Below are 17,323 nucleotides of genomic sequence, written 5' to 3'. Positions count from 1 at the left end.
GCCGGGGAGGGGCTCCGTTCGTGCGTGCGGCCGGTCGCGCCGGCTCAGAGCACCGTGCGCGGGAAGGCAGGCTTCGGGTCGAAGCGGATCCCCTCGAGCCACTTCTTCGCCAGCTGGCGGCGCAGCCGCCACGGCACGTTGCCGCCCTTGAGGCCGGAGTAGAGCCGCTGCGCGAAGCGCAGCGCGGCGAACGGGTCCTCGTGGTGCCACCGGTAGGAGGCCTCGTTGCGGACGCCGTAGGTGAACTTCCACAGGTTGGCGTCGTTCACGTCGCCGAAGTTCACGCCGCGGTTGACCGCCAGGTCGTGCGTGACCGTGCTGGTCAGCACCTGGACGCCGGGGCCCGCGGCGGTGATCCGGCGGGTGTACTCCTGGTCGTCGAACCAGATGAAGTACTCCGACAGCGGCAGGCCGAACTGCGTCAGCACCCAGCGGGGGAACATCACCGAGACGAACGAGCACGAGTTCACCAGGACGGACTGCTCGCCCCGGGCCAGCAGCTTGCCCCAGTCCCACGTCGGCTCGGGGTTGTTCATCTCGCAGACGTCGCCGTTGGTCCACTTGACGACGGAGCAGGAGAACGGCAGCCGCATCCCCATGCTCGCCTCGGCCGCCGCCTGCCCGTCCAGCAGGTTCCGCAGGGCGTCGGTGTCGGCGTAGCAGTCGTCGTCCATGATCCAGATGTGGTCGGCGCCGCGCTCGTAGGCGACCGACATCCCGTGCGCGAACCCACCGGCGCCGCCGGTGTTCTCGGTCAGGCGCTCGATGTGGACGGTGGGACGGTCCTGGTAGGCGTCCAGCACGGAGGCGGTGTCGTCGGTGGAGGCGTTGTCCACGACGACGATCTGGTCGGCCGGCCGGTCCTGGCCCAGGACCTGCTCGATCACCTTGCCGAGCTTGTCGGCCCGGTTGTAGGTGACGATCACGGCGGCCACGTTGGTCTGGGTCACGAAGCCCACCTTTCGTAGAGTTCCCGGGTCCAGTCCCGGGCGCGGGGGAGAGCGGCGAAGGCGGCGACCTGCTGGCGCTGCCGGGCCAGCAGTGCGGCGGCCCGGTCCGGGTCCTCCAGCAAGCTGGTGATGGTCTTCTCGGCCTCCTGCAGGAAGGCCAGGGGGGCGCGGGGCAGCAGCAGCTCGGGCGCCACCACGGATGCCTGCGAGCCGACGTCGGCGCTGATCACCAGCGCACCGTGCGCATCGGCCTCGAAGGAGGTCAGCGTGACTCCCTCGTTGTCCGAGCTGATCACCAGGAGGTCGGCCTCGTCGAGCGTCCGGGAGACCGGGCGGTCGGCGCCGCGGAGCTCGACGACGCCGCCCAGCCGGAGGCGGGAGAGGTCGGCCCGCACCTCGGCGGCGAGCTCCCCGTCGCCGTGGACGACGAAGCGGACGCGGTCGCCCAGGTGCTCGCGCAGCCGGGCGGCCAGCCGCAGGAACAGGTAGGGGCGCTTCTGCTGGGTGAACCGGCCGACGAAGGCGACGGTGAGCGGGTCACCGGGCTTCCGCGTGGGTGCGGCGGCCGGTGCCTCGGACGGGTCGACGGTCAGGTCGGCCAGGGTGGCCAGCTGGACCTTCTCCCGCGGCAGCCCCTGCCGGTCGACGAGGTAGTCCCGCAGCTGCGGCGAGATCACGTGGTGGGCGTCCATCACGTTCGACAGCCGCAGCGCGATGTCGACGAAGCCGCCGGTGCGCCACTCCAGCACGTGCAGGGAGTCGACGAGCTCGGTGCCGGGGTACTGGGCCTTGATCCACGGGAGCCGCTGGTAGAGCCAGCTGCAGTGGTGGATGTGCACCCCGCGGACGTCGAACCGCTCGAACAGCTGGCTCAGCACCCGGGACTCCTGGGGCCCGCTCATGGGGTGGGTGAGCGGGATGACCAGGGCGTCGTCGAACGTCGGGCGCACGATGTCCGGGTGGCCCGAGGGGCGGTCGCTGAGCACGATCGGCAGCAGCCCGGCCTCGCGCGCCAGGCCGATCGTCTCGGCCGCCCACTTCTCGGCACCGCCGAGCTCCAGCCAGTGCAGCCCGAACAGGACAGCCTTGGTGGAGCCCCGCGAGGAACCGACGTGCGAGTCGTGGAGCCGGCCCACCCGCGGGATCGGCTGGGACAGCCGGCGGTTCTCCAGGCGGTCGGTGCGGTGCTGGCGCAGGGCGTCGAACACGACCGGCGCACGGCGGCGCGCCGCGTTGCGGGCCGCGTGGACGCGACCGGGCGGCTGCTCGTTGCGCATCAGCGCCTGCGGGGAGCCACCGAGGTCGAGCACGACGTCGACGACGCCCGTGGTCGACACCGGGTGCCCCGTCGCCTGCGCCTCGATCGTCCCCACCACGGTGCGGTCGTCGGGCCACTCGATGGTGGAGGTCCGGTGGTCGGTCAGCGAGGGGAAGTGCGGGCCCTCGGTGCGCAGGACGGTCGCGCGGATGCGCTCACCCGGGCGCGCCAGGCAGTGGAACGCCAGCGCCCCGTCGAGCAGGCGCGCCTCGCGCTTGGAGAGACCCGAGAACCAGTCCGGTTCGTGGAGGATCTCGAAGACCCGGTGGGCCCCGGTCTGGTCGTGCGGGTCGGTCACCGGTCGAGCTCCCTGGTGGGTAGGCCGTCCGCGGCGTGGACGGTCGGGGTGGTCATTCAGTCGTCGAGGCGGCCGTCGAGCGACCCGCCCTCGTCGAAGAAGGGGCGGATGCGGTTGTCGAACATGGTCAGCGCCGAGCCGATGGCCATGTGCATGTCGAGGTACTTGTAGGTCCCGAGCCGCCCACCGAAGAGCACGCGCTTCTCCGCGGCCTCCTTGGCCGCCAGCTCGCGGTACCGCTCCAGCTTGGCGCGGTCCTCCGGGGTGTTGATCGGGTAGTAGGGCTCGTCACCGGTCTGCGCGAACCGCGAGAACTCCCGCACGACGACGGTCTTGTCGCTGGGGTAGTCCCGCTCGGGGTGGAAGTGCCGGAACTCGTGGATCCGCGTGAACGGGACGTCCTCGTCGGCGTAGTTCATGACGGAGGTGCCCTGGAAGTCGCCGATCGGCAGGACCTCGGTCTCGAAGTCCAGCGTGCGCCAGCCGAGCTCCCCGGCCTCGTAGCCGAAGTACTTGTCGATCGGGCCGGTGAAGACCGTCGGGACGTCGGCCGGCAGCTCGTCGCGGACGTCGAAGAAGTCGGTGCTCAGCCGGACCTCGATGTTCGGGTGGTCGGCCATGCGCTGCAGCCAGGCGGTGTACCCGTCCTTGGGCAGGCCCTCGTAGGTGTCGTTGAAGTACCGGTTGTCGAACGTGTAGCGCACCGGGAGGCGGGCGATGACGGCGGCGGGCAGCTCGGTCGGGTCGGTCTGCCACTGCTTCTTCGTGTAGCCGCGGATGAACGCCTCGTAGAGCGGTCGGCCGATCAGCGAGATGGCCTTCTCCTCCAGGTTCGCCGCCTCAGCGGTGTCGAACTCGCCGGCCTGCTCGGCGACCAGCGCCCGGGCCTCGTCGGGGGAGAAGCTCTTCCCGAAGTACTGGCAGATGGTGGCCAGGTTCATCGGCAGCGAGTAGGTCTGCCCCTGGTAGATCGAGTAGACCTTGTGCTGGTAGTTCGTGAACTCGGTGAACTGGTTGACGTACTGCCAGACCCGCTCGTTCGACGTGTGGAACAGGTGCGCGCCGTAGACGTGCACCTCGATGCCGGTCTCGGGCTCCGGGGCGGAGTAGGCGTTCCCGCCGATGTGGTCGCGGCGGTCGATGACCAGCACGCGCTTGTCCAGCTGGCTGGCCACCCGCTCGGCGACGGTGAGCCCGAAGAATCCGGAGCCGACGACGACGAGGTCAGGTCCTGTGGTGGTCACGGGATTCGACGGTACCTGTCGGTCCGGCACCGCACGACCACGGAGAGGCGGTGTCGCGGACGTGGCGACCCGTTCCGTCACACCGGCCCCAGGGACCCCGCCCGACCGTCCCGGGGCCGTCGATCCGGGCCCTCCCGGGGTGTCGGTGCCTAGGGTGTGCCCCCGTGTCCTCTCCCTCCGGCCCGCCGCCCCTGCGCGTCGTCGCCGTCACCTACTCGCCGGGTGCGGCGCTCGAGCAGTTCGTCGACTCGCTGGCCCGCGCCACCACCCGTCCGGTGGAGGTGGTCCTCGCCGACAACGGCTCGACCGACGGCGCCCCGGAGCGCGCCGCCGCGCGCCACCCGCACGTCCGGGTCCTGCGCACCGGCGGGAACATCGGCTACGGCGCGGCCGCGAACGCCGGGCTCGCCGACGTGCGCACCGGCCGCGCCCTCATCGCCAACCCCGACCTGCGCTTCTCGCCCGGCTCGGTCGACGAGCTCCTCGCCGCCGCCGACCGCTGGCCGCGGGCGGCCACGCTGGGCCCGGCGATCATGACCCCCGACGGCGAGCTGTACCCGTCGGCGCGGGACCTGCCACGGCTGTCCACCGGCGCCGGGCACGCGCTGCTCGGCTGGGCCTGGCCCGGCAACCCGTGGACCGCGCGCTACCGGCGCGAGCGCGAGGCCCCGCGGGAGCGCCCCGCGGGCTGGCTGAGCGGCTCGTGCCTGCTGGTGGACCTGGAGGCCTACTGGTCGGTCGGCGGCTTCGACCCGGGCTACTTCATGTACTTCGAGGACGTCGACCTCGCCGAGCGGCTCACCCGCGCGGGCTGGCTGCACGTCTACGTGCCCAGCGCCGTCGTCGAGCACGAGGGCGGGCACGCGACCCGGCGCGAGCCGCACCGGATGCAGCGGGTGCACCACACCAGCGCGCTGCGGTACCTCTCCGGGCAGTACCCCCGCCGGCGGCACGCCCCGCTGCGCGCCGCGCTCCGCGCCGGTCTCGGGGGCCGGATGCTGGTCTCCTACGTCAGCGGGCGGGTCGCCGCGGGTGCCCCGTTCCAGCGCCGCGCCCGGGAGCTGGCGGCCGTGCCGCGCCCCCGCCGCCGCGGGGCGGGGGCGCGCTGACGTGCGCCACGCGGTGATCATGGCGGGCGGTTCGGGCACGCGGCTGTGGCCGCTGTCGCGGGGGAACCGCCCCAAGCAGCTGCTCGACGTCGTCGCCGGCCCCGGCGGGGTGCCGTACAGCCTCCTGGCCGAGGCCTGGGAGCGGCTGCGCGCGGTGCTGCCCGCCGAGAACGTCTGGGTGTGCACGGCGGCCCGCTACGCCGACCAGGTGCGGGCGGCGCTGCCGGAGCTGCGCGCCGACCGCCTGGTGCTCGAGCCGGTCGCCCGCGACACCGCGAACGCCGTCGGGCTGACCGCCGCGCTGGTCGCCGACGTCGACCCGGACGCCGAGCTCGCCGTGGTCAGCGCCGACCACGTCATCCGGCCGGTGGAGCGGTTCGCCGACGCGCTGCGCACCGCCTTCGACGCGCTCGCGGACCGCCCCCGCTCGCTGGTCACGCTGGGCATCCGGCCGACAGCGCCGGCCACGGGCTTCGGCTACGTGCAGCGCGGCGCGCCCACCGGGCAGCCGGGGGTGGCCGAGGCGGCCTCGTTCCGCGAGAAGCCCGACCGAGCCACCGCCGAGCAGTACCTGGCGTCGGGCCGGTACCTGTGGAACTCGGGCATGTTCGTCTGGCGGGCACGCACGGTGCTCGACGCCCTGGCCGACCACCTCCCGGCGTCGGCCGAGGGGCTGGCCCGCGTCGTCGCCGCGCCGGCCGGGCCGGTCCGGGACGCGGTCCTCGCCGAGGTCTTCCCTACCCTGCCGCGGATCAGCGTCGACTACGCGGTCCTCGAGCCGGCCGCGGCCGAGCCCGGGCGGGTGCTGGTCGTCGACCTCGACGTCGACTGGCTGGACGTCGGCTCCTGGCCCGCGCTGGCGCACACCCTCGACGACGACGGCGCGGGCAACGCCGTGCAGGGGCTCGCCGTGGTGCTCGACGGGGCCGGGAACATCGTCCTGAGCGACGACCCGGGGCACCTGGTCGCGCTGGTCGGCGTCCGCGACAGCGTCGTCGTGCACACCGCCGACGTCACCATGGTCTGCCCGGTCGCCGACGCGGAGCGGGTGAAGCAGCTGCTCGGTGCCGTGCAGGAGCGCTACGGCGACCGCTTCTCCTGAGGAAGGACCTCCCTGCCCCCCTTGAAGGACCCCCCCTGCCCCCCGTCACTCGCAGGCTCGTGGCGGGACCCTGCAGGGGGGCCGGTCGAGGCTCGCGCCGGGACCATGCGGGGAGGCCGGTCCTTCGCGTTACGTTCCGGGGCATGAAGAACTTCGACGTCGCAGCCGTGGTCAGCGGGGGAGCCTCCGGTCTCGGGGAGGCGACCACCCGGGCGCTCGCCGCCCGGGGGGCCGCGGTCACGATCATGGACCTCAACGAGGAGCGCGGGCAGGCGCTCGCCGCCGAGCTGGGCGGGCACACCACCTTCGTCCGCACGGACGTCACCGACGAGGCGTCGGTGGAGGCCGCCGTCGCCGAGGCGACCGGCAAGGACCGGCCGCTGCGGATCGCGGTCAGCTGCGCCGGCATCGGGCTGGCCCAGCGCACCGTCGGCCGCGACGGCACCCCGCACGAGCTGGGCGGCTTCACCCGCGTGCTGGGCGTCAACCTGGTCGGCACGTTCAACGTCCTGCGCCTCGCCGCGGCCGCGATGGCGCGGACCGAGCCCGGCGAGGAGGGGGAGCGCGGCGTCGTCGTCAACACCGCCTCCATCGCCGCGTACGACGGCCAGATCGGGCAGCTGGCGTACTCGGCGTCCAAGGGCGGTGTCGTCGGCATGACCCTGCCCGCGGCCCGCGACCTCTCCAGCGTGGGCGTGCGCGTCTGCACCATCGCCCCGGGACTGGTGGACACCCCGCTCCTGGGCTCCCTGCCCGAGGAGGCGCGAGCCGCCCTCTCGGCGGGCATACCCTTCCCCAAGCGGCTCGGCCGACCGTCGGACTTCGCCGAGCTCGCGCTCGCGATCGTCGAGAACGGCTACCTCAACGGCGAGGTGGTCCGGATGGACGGCGCGCTGCGCATGGCACCCCGCTGACCTCTTCCCGGAGCACCCGCTGAGCACGAGCACCACCGCTGGCACCCAGGCCGCCGACCACACCGCGGCCTGGGTGCCCGACTGGCCGCTGGACCTCCTCCGGACGCTGTCCCCGCACCGGCGTGGGGCGGCCGACCCGACGATGCAGGTCGCCGAGGGGGGCCTCTGGCGGACGACCAGCACCCCGGAGGGCGCGGCGACGGTGCGCATCTCCCGTGTGGCCGCGGAGGTGCGGATCGAGGCGTGGGGGCGGGGGGCCCGCTGGGCCGCGGCGGCGGTGCCCGGGTGGCTCGGGGCCGACGACCGGCCCGAGGAGTTCCGCCCGGGGGACGCCCACCCGCTCGTGACCGAGCTGCACCGCACGCACCCGCACCTGCGGCTGGGGCGCACCGGCCGGACGTGGGACGCGCTGCTCCCCGCGGTCCTCGAGCAGAAGGTCACGACCGCGGAGGCCTACCGGGTGTTCCGCGAGCTCTGCCGGCTGGCCGGTGAGGCCGCGCCCGGGCCCACGCCCGAGGGCATGCGCGTCGTCCCCCCTGCCCGCCGGCTGCTGGAGGTGACCGACTGGGAGTGGCACCGCTGCGGCCTGGACGGCGCCCGCCGCCGCGCCCTGCGGGCGGTCGCCGGGGTGGCGCACCGGATGGAACCGGAGGCGGGGTGCGACGACTCGGCGGAGCTCCAGCGCCGGCTGCGGACGGTGCCCGGCATCGGCGTCTGGACGGCGGCGGAGGTGGTGCAGCGCGCGCTCGGCTGCCCGGACACCGTCAGCGTCGGCGACTACCACCTGAAGAACCAGGTGGGCTTCGCGCTGACCGGGCGCCGGAACACCGACGACGAGGAGATGGTCGCCCTGCTGGAGCCGTGGCGGGGGCAGCGCCAGCGGGTGGTCCGCCTGCTGCTGGCCGGCGGACCCCGGCGGCCGCGGCGCGGCCCCCGGTTCGCGCCCACCGACTACCGCCGGCGCTGAGGCCCCGGTTCGTCGAGCAGGCCCAGCAGGTAGTCGCCGTAGCCGCTCCTGCCCAGCGGCTCGGCGATCGCGCGCAGGCCCCGGTCGTCCAGCCAGCCGTTGCGCCAGGCGACCTCCTCGATGCAGCCGATCTTCAGGCCCTGGCGCTCCTCGACGACGGAGACGAACTCGGTGGCCTGGCGCAGCGAGGCGAAGGTGCCCGTGTCCAGCCAGGCCGTGCCCCGGTCGAGCGCGGTGACGGTGAGCCGGCCCTCGCGCAGGTAGTGCTCGTTGACCGCGGTGATCTCCAGCTCGCCGCGCGCGCTGGGGGTGATGCCGCGCGCGACCTCGACGACGTCGCCGGCGTAGAAGTACAGCCCGGGGACGGCGTAGGAGCTCTTCGGGTGGCCCGGTTTCTCCTCGATCGACAGCACCCGGCCGGCGTCGTCGAACTCCACGACGCCGTAGTCCCCCGGGTTGGCCACGTGGTAGGCGAAGACGTGCCCGCCGGCCGGCTCGGGCAGGCGCGAGAGCGCCGTCCCCAGGCCCGCGCCGTAGAAGATGTTGTCCCCCAGCACCAGGGCCGCGGCCTCGCCGTCGAGGAACTCAGCCCCGATGAGGAAGGCCTGGGCCAGGCCCTCCGGCCGCGGCTGCGCGGCGTACTCGATCCGCATGCCCAGCCGGCTGCCGTCGCCGAGCAGGTGGCGGAACGCCTCCTGGTCGTCCGGGGTGGTGATGACCAGCACCTCGCGGATCCCCGCCATCATCAGCGTGGAGAGGGGGTAGTAGATCATCGGCTTGTCGTAGACCGGCATGAGCTGCTTGCTCACGGCCTGGGTGATGGGGAACAGACGGCTCCCCGTGCCACCGGCCAGGATGATCCCGCGCATGGGGAAGGACCGTACCCAGCGGGAGGATCAGAGCGCCGGGCCGCCGAGCCACAGCCTCCCGACGAGCGAGGTGCCGCCGGCGCCGGGCGCGGGCTCCCAGCGGGTCGCCCAGCCCTCCGCGTGCAGCTGCACGATCGCGGCGCCGACCAGCGCGCCGGCGTTGAGCGCGCTCGTCGTCGTCACCGCGTCGGGCAGGTGGACGTCGACGGCGCCGTCGCCCTCGCCGCCGTGCCGCAGCACCACCGGGAACTCCGGCAGCGCGGCGCTGGCCACCCGGAAGGCGGCGGCCGCCGCCTCCCGGTCGCCGGGGCGGGGCACCAGGTCGGCCGCGGGTGCCCGCGAGCCCACCAGGTCGCGCGAGCCGTAGGGGAACAGGTCGTCGGCGGGCAGGCGGACCAGCGGCCGGGTGCCCTCGTCGGCGCCGTCGGCGGGGCGGGCCACCGGCAGGCCGCGCACCACGGCCACCGGGACGCCGGCGAGCTTGCCCTTCACCAGGTCCGCGGCCGAGGCGAGCTCGTCCACCACGGCGACCCGGGTGGTCTCCAGCCGGTTGCCGTGCGCGTCGACGGCGCCGCGGTGGTCGTCCAGCGCGGTGATGCCCGCCGAGCCGACCGCGACGTCGGTGAGCCCCTCCCGCCAGGTGCGGCCGAAGGTGTCGCTGACGACGACGGCGACGTCGACCCCGGCGAGCTCGCGCAACCGGGCCCGCAGCCGGCGCGCCGAGGCGTCGGCGTCCTCCGGCAGGAGGACGAGCGTGTCGGCGGCGACGTTGGACGCGTCGATGCCGGCTGCCGCGACGACCCAGCCCTGCCGGGTCTGCACGATCTTCAGCGGCCCCCGGCGGGCGAGCAGCCGCACGGTCTCGGCGTCGATCGCCCGCTGCCGGGTGGCCTCGCGGTCGGCGCCGGGCTCGACCCGGACCAGCCGCCCCTCGACCTTCGAGACGACCTTCGAGGTGACGACGACGACGTCGCCGTCGGCCAGCCAGGGCGCGGCGGCGGCCAGCGCCGCGGCGAGGTCGTCACCCGGGCCGAACTCCGGCAACCCGGTGATCGGCAGCACCGACACACCCGTTGGAACGGCGCCGTCCAGAGGCTCGCGGGGAGCCTGCGAACCGTGAGGAGGACGGGGTCCTTCCATCACCGGGCGCAGGCGTCGAGCGCGGCCCGGGCCAGCGCCGTCGTCGCCTCGGGGGAGGACATGAGCAGCGGCACCCGGCGCACGTCGACGCCCGGGACCTCCGCGGGGTCGTCCTCGGCGACCAGCCAGGCGTCGAGCAGGCCGCCGTCGGCGCGGGCGCCGTAGTGGCGGCCGACGCCCTCGGCGCTCACCTCGATGCCCAGCGCCGGCAGGCAGCGGTCGGCCATGCCGCGGACGACGGCGCCGCCGACGATCGGGGAGACGCCGGCGATGCGCGCCGGGGAGGCCAGCAGCGCGTCGCGGAGGCCCGGGACGCCCAGGACGGTGCCGATGGAGACGACCGGGTTCGACGGCGCGAGCAGGACGGCGTCGGCGGCGGCGAGCGCCTCGGCGACCCCGGGGGCCGGCCGCGCCGCCTCCACGCCGATCTGCACGAAGGCGGCGGGGTCGAGGGCCGCGCGGTGGCGCACCCACCACTCCTGGAAGTGGATCGCCCGCTGCCGGCCGTCCTCGGGGTCGGTCACCACGACGTGGGTCTCGACCCGCTGGTCGCTCATGGGCAGCACCGTGACCCCGGGCTGCCAGCGGTCGGCCAGCGCCGCCGTCACCGCCGACAGCGGGTACCCGGCGTCGAGCATCCGGGTGCGGATGAGGTGCGTGGCCAGGTCGCGGTCGCCGAGGCCGAACCAGTCGGGGTCGGCGCCGTAGGCCGCCAGCTCCTCCTTGACCGTCCAGGACTCGCCGGCCCGCCCCCAGCCGCGCTCCTCGTCGATGCCGCCGCCGAGCGTGTAGACGACGGTGTCCAGATCGGGGCAGATCCGCAGACCGTGCAACGTGACGTCGTCACCGGTGTTGACGACGGCGGTGATCTCCGCCGCGGGGGCCGCCGCACGCACCCCGCGCAGGAAACGAGCCCCTCCGGTACCACCGGCCAGCACGACGATCTGCACGAAACGCATCGTGCCCGATGAGCACTTGTCGACTGTTCGCCGGGCGTGTCGAGGGGTGGCACGAGAAGTGACGAACACCCTGGTGCGGGTGGGGCTGGTGTGGCGTGTCGCTTACACCGGGCGAAGTTGACGGCCGGGCAACGACACGCGTGTAATTCCGGGGGTGTCGACGAGTGCTGAACGGCCCGGGAACGTCCTGCCGGCCGCGCACCGTGACGAGAGCGAGAGGGGACGCACCGTCATGGCAGAGGTGTCGTGGTTGAGCGACTACGTGAACGGCACGGACCGGCCGGCCGATCGGCTGGCGGGGACCGGGCACGGCACGGGTCAGCTCCTGGGGCAGGGCACGGGGCAGCAGTTCGTCGGCTACCTCGGGTTCGGCCTGGAGCCCGACACCCAGTCGTGGCAGGAGCGCGCGCTGTGCGCCGAGACCGACCCGGAGGCGTTCTTCCCCGAGAAGGGCGGCTCCACCCGCGAGGCGAAGAAGATCTGCACCGGCTGCGAGGTCAAGGCCGAGTGCCTGGAGTACGCGCTCGCCAACGACGAGCGGTTCGGCATCTGGGGTGGCCTCTCCGAGCGCGAGCGGCGCCGGCTGCGCCGTCGCGCCGTATAAGGACCCCGTCCTCCCCACCCTTCGCAGGCTCAGGGTGGGCCCCTGGACGGGGCCAGTTCCAGATCGTCACCTCAGCCGCCGGCGCCCCTCGCCGGCGGCTGTGGTTGTGTTCGGGGCGTGGTCGCCCGGGTCGCCGTCGGTCGAGCCCCCGTCCTCCGCGAGGTCCGGGCCGCCCAACCCCTCGCCGCGGCGCTGTCGGCGCCGCTGACCGCCCGTGCGCCGTGGCTCACCGCGGTGCTGAACGCCGGTGCCGCCCGCCCGGTGCCCGGCCGCCCCGCCGCCGTCGTCGTGGACGGGGCGCCCGGCGGCCCGCCCCGGGCGGCGGCCTTCCTCCACCTCCGGCGGCGCGGCCCCGTCACCGCGGTCACCCTGCTCGGGCAGGAGGGGGTGCCCCTGCCCGGCGGCCGCCCCCCGGCCCGGATCCCGGCACGGGACGCCGGGGCGGCGGCCCTGCTCGCCGACGGGGTGCTCGCCCTGCTCGACCGGCTGCACGGCCCGTGGTCGCTGCGGCTCGCCGGGCTCCCGCTGGGCGACCCCACCGCCCGTGCGCTGGCGGCCCGGCTGTCCACCGCCGTCCTGGCGAACGAGCGCAGCACCCGCCTGGTCGACGCGCTCGACCGCGTGGGGCCGGTCGTGCGGGGCCGGGACGGGCAGCTCCTCGAGCGGTGGCTCCCGGCACTGCTCGCCGCCGTCCGGGACCGCCGCGGGCAGGACCTGCTGCGTGCCACCGCCCGGCTGCACGCCGCCACCGGCCACCTGGAGGTCGCCGTCGTCGCCGAGGGGGACCGGCTGCGCGCCGGGCTGCTCACCCTGCTGGACGGGGACGACGACCGCTGGCCCTGGTGGGGTGTCGCCCCCGACGGCGGGCTCGGCAGCGAGATGGGCGCACCCGTCAGCACGCTCTCCGTGCCGCTGCGCCGCTGGCCGCGGTGAGCGTCAGCCGGCCGCGCGCACCCGGCTGCGCTCGGCCAGCACCGGCGCGCTCCCCGTGCCCAGCCGCAGCTCCCCGCGGGCGGCCCGGGTGCCGTCGGCGGCGGGTGGGCCGTCGGGCTCCACGGTGAGCTCCAGCGCATACGCCCGACCGGTCGCTGCGGGCGCCGAGCCGCCCGGCCGCAGGACCGTCTCGGCCGTCCCGCTGACCACCCATCCCGCGCCGTCGCGGGTGACGGCCAGGTCCTCGCCCTCGAGGACGGCGTGCTCGACCGGCGTGGCGATGCACCCGGCGGCGACCGGGTCGGCCGGGGCCTCGGCGGCCAGGCAGTTGTAGGTGGGCAGCCGCAGCTCCAACCGCGGCGCGCCGCCGCCGGTGCTGAGCCGCACCTCGGGGTAGGTCGCCGTGACGCCCACCGCCCGTGGCTCCAGCACCAGCCCACCCACGGCGAGCTCGGCGACGACGCCGCCGGCCGGCGGGGACGACACCCCGGCGGCGCGCGGCTGCGGCGCCCCCTCGGCGGTGGCCGCGGCGACGGCGGCGGCCGTGCCGACCAGCGCCAGGGCCGCGACGCAGAGCGCGGCCAGCGCCGACCCGGGTCGCTGACGGTCGCCGGCCGGCGGCACCGGCTCCGCCGGGGCCAGCGCCGTCCAGCCGGAGGCCCGCGGCGCCTGCGGCCGGGTGCCGGGCGGGTGCTCGAGGAACTCGGCCAGGTCGTCGACCGGCGCGGGCGGGCGCCCGCTGCCCGGGCCGGGGCGGTGGCGGGAGAGGGCCACGGCCGAGACCAGCGCCGTCACCGCGAGCACGCCGAGCACCACGCCCACGACGAGCCAGGCGGTGGCGGCGGGGGCGTCCATCCGGTCCAGCATCCCAGCCGGCGGTCCCGGGCCCGACCACGCGGTGCGTCCCCCGGGCGCGCGGTGCGCGGCGCGGTCGACGAGTCCCGCGCGCGGGGGAGCTGGGGCTCAGGTGGGGTCGATCTCCTCCGGGTCGCGGCCCAGGAGGGTGGCCACCTGGTCGACGACGACGTCGCGCACCAGGTCGGCGAGGTCCTCGCGGTCGTGGGCGCGGAGCTCCAGCGGGCGCCGGTAGACCACGATCCGCGGCGGCACGTCCTCGCCCTGCTCGCGGCGGGCCGGCAGCAGGCGGGACAGCGGGACGCCGGCGTCGTCGAGCACGTCGGAGTCCAGCAGCGCCTCATCGGGGTCGGTGTGCTCGACCCACGGCACGTCCTCGACGGCGAACTCGACGTCGGCCAGCTCCCGCTCCCAGCGGCGCTCGAGGTCCTCGACGGCGTCCAGCACCAGGTCGTCGAACTGCTCGGCGCGGCTGCGGGACAGCGGCACCTGCGCCGGCACCAGGCGTCCCCGCAGGCCGCGACCGTGGCGGTCGCGGCGGGAGCGGTGGCGGCGGCGCGGGGGGTGGCTCATGACTGCACGCAGGGTACGGCGGCCCGCGACACGCCGGGCCCGGGGACGGTCCGCCGGGGGTCCGCCCGCGTCGGGCCCTGCGGGGCCGCATCCCGCGCCCGACCGGTGCCGATGCCCACGGGGTCATCGTGCAGGATGGTGCGTCCGGGCCGCTTTCCCGGTGCGCCTGCTGTCGCGCACCGCCGGGCGGGATTACTGTGCCTTGCGTGAGGAACCGGTGGTGAGGCAGTCACGGCGCTGCTCGCGCAGCGGCTGCGCGCAACCGGCAGCGGCGACCCTGACCTACGTCTACGCGGAGTCGACCGCTGTCGTGGGCCCGTTGGCGACGTACTCGGAGCCGCACAGCTACGACCTGTGCGAGTTCCACGCCGAGCGGCTGACGGTGCCGCGCGGCTGGGAGGTCGTCCGGCACGAGATCGACCTCGAGGACGCCGGCATCACCGGTGACGACCTGCTGGCGCTCGCCGACGCCGTCCGCGAGGCCGCCCGGCCCGAGCCGCCGCGCAACCCCGCCGACGACGGCAGCGGCATCCGCCGCGGCCACCTGCGGGTCCTCCCCGACCTCCCCTGAAAGGACCACCCTTCCCCCCACGCCTCGCGAGCTCGGCGCGGGACCCTGAAGGGTGGCCGTTCCAGCACGTCGTCGGGCCCGCCGATAGTCTCGCCGGGTGCGTGATCTCTCGGCCCTCGTCAAGGCCTACGACGTCCGCGGGGTGGTCCCCGACCAGTGGGACGAGGACGTCGCCCGCGCGCTCGGTGCGGCCTTCGCCGAGTTCGTCCTCGCCGAGAGCGGCGCCACGGCCGTGGTCACCGCGCACGACATGCGCGAGTCCTCGGTCCCGCTGTCCCGCGCCTTCGCCGAGGGCGTGATCGCCCGCGGGGTCGACGTCGTCGAGGCGGGCCTCGGCTCCACCGACCTGCTGTACTTCGCCGCCGGCTCGCTCGACCTGCCCGGGGCGATGTTCACCGCCAGCCACAACCCGGCGCAGTACAACGGCATCAAGCTGTGCCGCGCCGGTGCGGCGCCCATCGGGCAGGACTCCGGTCTGGTCACCATCCGCGAGTGGGCCGAGCGGGACAGCTACGAGCGCGTGCCCGAGCGGCTCGGCGAGGTCTCGGTGCGCGACGTCCTCCACGAGTACGCCGCGCACCTGCGCTCGCTGGTCGACCTGTCGGCCATCCGGCCGCTCACGGTCGTCGTCGACGCCGGCAACGGCATGGGTGGGCACACCGTGCCGGTGGTCCTCGCCGACCTGCCGCTGGAGGTCGTCCCGCTCTACTTCGAGCTCGACGGCTCCTTCCCCAACCACGAGGCCAACCCGCTGGACCCGGCGAACCTGGTCGACCTGCAGCGCGCCGTCGTCGAGCACGGCGCCGACATCGGCCTGGCCTTCGACGGCGACGCCGACCGCGTGTTCGTCGTCGACGAGCGCGGCGAGCCGGTGAGCCCCTCGGCGATCACCGCGCTGGTCGCGGTGCGGGAGCTGGCCAAGGGCCGCGGGACCACGATCATCCACAACCTGATCACCTCCCGCGCCGTGCCCGAGATCGTGCGCGAGCACGGCGGGCAGCCGGTGCGCACCCGCGTGGGCCACTCCTTCATCAAGGCCGAGATGGCCCGCACCGACGCCGTCTTCGGGGGCGAGCACTCGGCGCACTACTACTTCCGCGACTTCTGGCGGGCCGACACGGGCATGCTGGCCGCCATGCACGTCCTGGCGGCCCTCGGCGAGCAGGGCCGGCCGCTCTCCGGGCTGACCGCCGCCTACGCCCGCTACGCGGCCTCCGGCGAGATCAACTCGACGGTGGCCGACGCGGCGGAGCGGATGGCCGCGGTGCGCGAGCTCTACGAGGGGGAGGACGGCGTGGCGGTCGACGAGCTCGACGGCCTGACCGTCGAGCTGCCCGACGGCGCGTGGTTCAACCTGCGGGCCAGCAACACCGAGCCGCTGCTGCGGCTGAACGTCGAGGCGCCGGACGAGGCGCGGATGACCGAGCTGCGCGACCGGGTGCTGCGCACCGTGCGCGCGGAGGAGGAGCAGGAGTGACCGGTTCCCAGAGCAGCCCCGCCGCCGGCCCGCTGGGGCTGGACCCCGAGCTGCTGGCGATCCTCGCCTGCCCCGACACCCACCACACGCCGCTGACCGTCGACGAGGCGGCCTCCGAGCTGGTCTGCGGCACCTGCGACCGGGGCTTCCCCGTCCGCGACGGCATCCCGGTGCTGCTGCTGGACGAGGCGCGGCAGCGCGGCTGAGGACGGGCGCGCCGTGATCCCGCCGGAGCTGGCCGAGGAGGTCCTCGACGACCTCGCGCTGCTGCGGGCCCGTGACCCCCGCGGCCTGCTGCCGGCCGTCGCCGGCGCGGGCGCGCAGGTGCGGGAGACGACCCGGCTGACCGAGGAGGCCGGCCTGGAGCGGGTCACCAGCGGTGGCCGGCCCCGCGGGCTGGTCGTCGTCGCCCGCCGGGAGGGGGCCGTCGCCGCCTCCGTGCTGCGGGCCCTCCTCGGGCCCTCCAGCCCGGTCACCGTCGACGTCGTCCCGGGCCCGGCGCTGCCGGTCTGGACCGGCCCGAGCGACATCGCGGTCGTGGCCACCCGCACCGGCGCCGGCGCCTACGCGGTGGGGCCGGCCTACGAGGCCGCCCGCCGGGGGGTGTCCCTGGTCGGCATCGGTGCCGACGACGCGCCGTTGCGCGGCGTCTGCGCTTCCGCCCGCGCGCCCTACGTCGCCCTGCCGCGCTCCCGCGTCCGGCACGCGACCCTGTGGTCGCTGCTCACCCCCATGCTGCGCCTGGCCACCGACCTGGGGCTGCTGGCGCCCGGCGTGGCCGACCCGGAGGCGGTCGCGGCCGCGCTCGACGAGGTGGCCGAGGAGTGCGGCCCGGCGCGGGAGACGTTCGTCAACCCGGCCAAGAGCCTGGCGCTGGAGCTGCTGGACGCGCTCCCGGTGATCGCCTCGGAGGGGCCGCTCGCGGGCGCCGCGGCGACCCGCTTCGCCGACCAGCTCGCCACCCTCGCCGGGCTGCCGGCGACCGACTTCCGGCTGCCCGACCAGCGGGTGGCCGCCTGCGCCGTCCTCGGGGGGCCGCTGGCGCCCCAGGACGCCGCCGACGACTTCTTCCGCGACCGCGCCGACGACGCGGGCCGGCGGCTGCGGCTGCTGACCGTCCGCGACCCCGGCGCCGGCGGGCACGACGGCGCGGGGGAGCGGGAGCCGCGCTCGGCGGCGGAGGCGATGCAGCAGGTGCTGGGCACCGCCGCCGCGCGCAGCGTGCCGGTGAGCGGCCTGGCCGAGCACGGGGACCCCGACCGGTTCGGCCGGCTGCCGCGTGCGGCCCGGCAGCTCGCGGTCGCCGACTTCAGCGCCGTCTACTTGGCGCTGGCGCTCGACCTGGAACGGGCGCCGCGTCCCTGAGGGCGCGCGCGGCCCGCGGACGGTCCACCATCATCTGCGACAGCACACCGGTGCTGACCGACCGGAAGGAACTCC

General features: G+C 75.5%; 18 protein-coding genes. 10 read left to right on the top strand and 8 right to left on the bottom strand.

Translation table 11 applies throughout. The features are described from left to right. Positions 1 to 44: 44 nt before the first annotated feature. The 3 genes from E9529_RS09915 to glf are packed head-to-tail and all read right to left on the bottom strand — an operon-like array spanning position 45 to position 3,810. Positions 45 to 950 (bottom strand): glycosyltransferase family 2 protein, encoded by a 906-nt coding sequence (locus E9529_RS09915; protein ID WP_236830992.1) that lies wholly within the window; start codon positions 948 to 950, stop codon positions 45 to 47. Further along, positions 947 to 2,566: a glycosyltransferase gene (locus E9529_RS22695; protein WP_236830991.1), complete on the bottom strand. Its 1,620-nt coding sequence runs from the start codon at positions 2,564 to 2,566 to the stop codon at positions 947 to 949. The genes E9529_RS09915 and E9529_RS22695 overlap by 4 nt, the downstream gene beginning before the upstream one ends. A 56-nt stretch (positions 2,567 to 2,622) precedes the next feature. Continuing rightward, the gene (gene glf, locus E9529_RS09905) at positions 2,623 to 3,810 is read right to left on the bottom strand and encodes a UDP-galactopyranose mutase (protein WP_236830990.1); all 1,188 of its coding nucleotides are present in this window, start codon (positions 3,808 to 3,810) and stop codon (positions 2,623 to 2,625) included. Between the two features lie 164 nt (positions 3,811 to 3,974). On the opposite strand from glf, the gene E9529_RS09900 reads away from it, so the two are divergent. The 4 genes from E9529_RS09900 to E9529_RS09885 all read left to right on the top strand — a co-directional run bounded on the left by E9529_RS09900 (position 3,975) and on the right by E9529_RS09885 (position 7,902). After that, entirely contained in the window at positions 3,975 to 4,919 is a 945-nt protein-coding gene (locus E9529_RS09900) for a glycosyltransferase family 2 protein (protein WP_236830989.1), read from the top strand. A 19-nt stretch (positions 4,920 to 4,938) separates the two neighbouring features. Beyond that, entirely contained in the window at positions 4,939 to 6,021 is a 1,083-nt protein-coding gene (locus E9529_RS09895) for a mannose-1-phosphate guanylyltransferase (protein WP_236830988.1), read from the top strand. Between the two features lie 143 nt (positions 6,022 to 6,164). Next, positions 6,165 to 6,935, top strand: a complete 771-nt coding sequence (locus E9529_RS09890) for an SDR family NAD(P)-dependent oxidoreductase (RefSeq protein WP_236830987.1) — start codon at positions 6,165 to 6,167, stop codon at positions 6,933 to 6,935. 73 nt (positions 6,936 to 7,008) lie between these two features. Continuing rightward, complete coding sequence (locus tag E9529_RS09885) at positions 7,009 to 7,902, top strand: DNA-3-methyladenine glycosylase (RefSeq protein WP_236830986.1); 894 nt, start codon at positions 7,009 to 7,011, stop codon at positions 7,900 to 7,902. On the opposite strand, the gene rfbA is transcribed toward E9529_RS09885, so the two are convergent. The 3 genes from rfbA to cofD all read right to left on the bottom strand — a co-directional run bounded on the left by rfbA (position 7,887) and on the right by cofD (position 10,861). Beyond that, positions 7,887 to 8,771 carry a glucose-1-phosphate thymidylyltransferase RfbA gene (rfbA, locus tag E9529_RS09880; protein WP_236830985.1) on the bottom strand — a complete coding sequence of 295 codons (885 nt, stop codon included), beginning with the start codon at positions 8,769 to 8,771 and terminating at the stop codon, positions 7,887 to 7,889. The two genes, E9529_RS09885 and rfbA, sit on opposite strands and share 16 nt — an antisense overlap. 27 nt (positions 8,772 to 8,798) lie before the next feature. Beyond that, the gene (locus E9529_RS09875) at positions 8,799 to 9,833 is read right to left on the bottom strand and encodes a coenzyme F420-0:L-glutamate ligase (protein ID WP_236830984.1); all 1,035 of its coding nucleotides are present in this window, start codon (positions 9,831 to 9,833) and stop codon (positions 8,799 to 8,801) included. Positions 9,834 to 9,910: 77 nt separating this feature from the next. Next, the gene (cofD, locus tag E9529_RS09870; RefSeq protein WP_236830983.1) at positions 9,911 to 10,861 is read right to left on the bottom strand and encodes a 2-phospho-L-lactate transferase; all 951 of its coding nucleotides are present in this window, start codon (positions 10,859 to 10,861) and stop codon (positions 9,911 to 9,913) included. 382 nt (positions 10,862 to 11,243) lie between these two features. Between cofD and E9529_RS09865 the strand changes: the two genes are divergently transcribed. Both E9529_RS09865 and E9529_RS09860 read left to right on the top strand, forming a co-directional pair. Beyond that, positions 11,244 to 11,474, top strand: coding sequence for a WhiB family transcriptional regulator (locus tag E9529_RS09865; protein ID WP_170852167.1), 231 nt, complete (start codon positions 11,244 to 11,246; stop codon positions 11,472 to 11,474). 117 nt (positions 11,475 to 11,591) lie between these two features. Beyond that, the gene (locus E9529_RS09860; RefSeq protein WP_236830982.1) at positions 11,592 to 12,407 is read left to right on the top strand and encodes a hypothetical protein; all 816 of its coding nucleotides are present in this window, start codon (positions 11,592 to 11,594) and stop codon (positions 12,405 to 12,407) included. A gap of 3 nt (positions 12,408 to 12,410) precedes the next feature. Here the strand turns inward: E9529_RS09860 and E9529_RS09855 are convergent, their stop codons facing one another. Together E9529_RS09855 and E9529_RS09850 are read right to left on the bottom strand one after the other, a co-directional pair. Continuing rightward, positions 12,411 to 13,262 carry a hypothetical protein gene (locus E9529_RS09855; RefSeq protein WP_236830981.1) on the bottom strand — a complete coding sequence of 284 codons (852 nt, stop codon included), beginning with the start codon at positions 13,260 to 13,262 and terminating at the stop codon, positions 12,411 to 12,413. 108 nt (positions 13,263 to 13,370) lie between these two features. Next, the gene (locus E9529_RS09850; RefSeq protein WP_236830980.1) at positions 13,371 to 13,835 is read right to left on the bottom strand and encodes a metallopeptidase family protein; all 465 of its coding nucleotides are present in this window, start codon (positions 13,833 to 13,835) and stop codon (positions 13,371 to 13,373) included. A 220-nt stretch (positions 13,836 to 14,055) separates the two neighbouring features. Here E9529_RS09850 and E9529_RS09845 point away from each other — a divergent pair, with 220 nt between their 5' ends. From E9529_RS09845 to E9529_RS09830, 4 genes are all read left to right on the top strand, one after another. Further along, positions 14,056 to 14,406 (top strand): DUF3499 domain-containing protein, encoded by a 351-nt coding sequence (locus E9529_RS09845; RefSeq protein ID WP_236830979.1) that lies wholly within the window; start codon positions 14,056 to 14,058, stop codon positions 14,404 to 14,406. Between the two features lie 97 nt (positions 14,407 to 14,503). Further along, complete coding sequence (locus tag E9529_RS09840) at positions 14,504 to 15,883, top strand: phosphomannomutase/phosphoglucomutase (RefSeq protein ID WP_236830978.1); 1,380 nt, start codon at positions 14,504 to 14,506, stop codon at positions 15,881 to 15,883. Next, a complete protein-coding gene (locus E9529_RS09835) occupies positions 15,880 to 16,089 on the top strand; it encodes a Trm112 family protein (protein WP_236830977.1) in 210 nt (69 codons plus the stop codon). The genes E9529_RS09840 and E9529_RS09835 overlap by 4 nt, the downstream gene beginning before the upstream one ends. Before the next feature lie 13 nt (positions 16,090 to 16,102). After that, on the top strand, positions 16,103 to 17,248 hold the full coding sequence (locus tag E9529_RS09830) for an SIS domain-containing protein (RefSeq protein WP_236830976.1): 1,146 nt from the start codon (positions 16,103 to 16,105) through the stop codon (positions 17,246 to 17,248). Positions 17,249 to 17,323: the final 75 nt, after the last annotated feature.

The organism is Blastococcus sp. KM273128, from assembly GCF_021698975.1.
Taxonomy (GTDB): Bacteria; Actinomycetota; Actinomycetes; order Mycobacteriales; family Geodermatophilaceae; genus Blastococcus.
This window is presented reverse-complemented; position numbering and strand designations above follow the sequence as displayed.

What these genes read in the sequence shown, in the direction of transcription:
- E9529_RS09895 (WP_236830988.1), top strand. Translation starts at nt 4,939, where the DNA reads ATGGCGGGCGGTTCGGGCACGCGGCTGTGGCCGCTGTCGCGGGGGAAC.
- E9529_RS09890 (WP_236830987.1), top strand. Translation starts at nt 6,165, where the DNA reads ATGAAGAACTTCGACGTCGCAGCCGTGGTCAGCGGGGGAGCCTCCGGT.
- rfbA (WP_236830985.1), bottom strand. Translation starts at nt 8,771, where the DNA reads ATGCGCGGGATCATCCTGGCCGGTGGCACGGGGAGCCGTCTGTTCCCC.
- E9529_RS09855 (WP_236830981.1), bottom strand. Translation starts at nt 13,262, where the DNA reads ATGGACGCCCCCGCCGCCACCGCCTGGCTCGTCGTGGGCGTGGTGCTC.
- E9529_RS09850 (WP_236830980.1), bottom strand. Translation starts at nt 13,835, where the DNA reads ATGAGCCACCCCCCGCGCCGCCGCCACCGCTCCCGCCGCGACCGCCAC.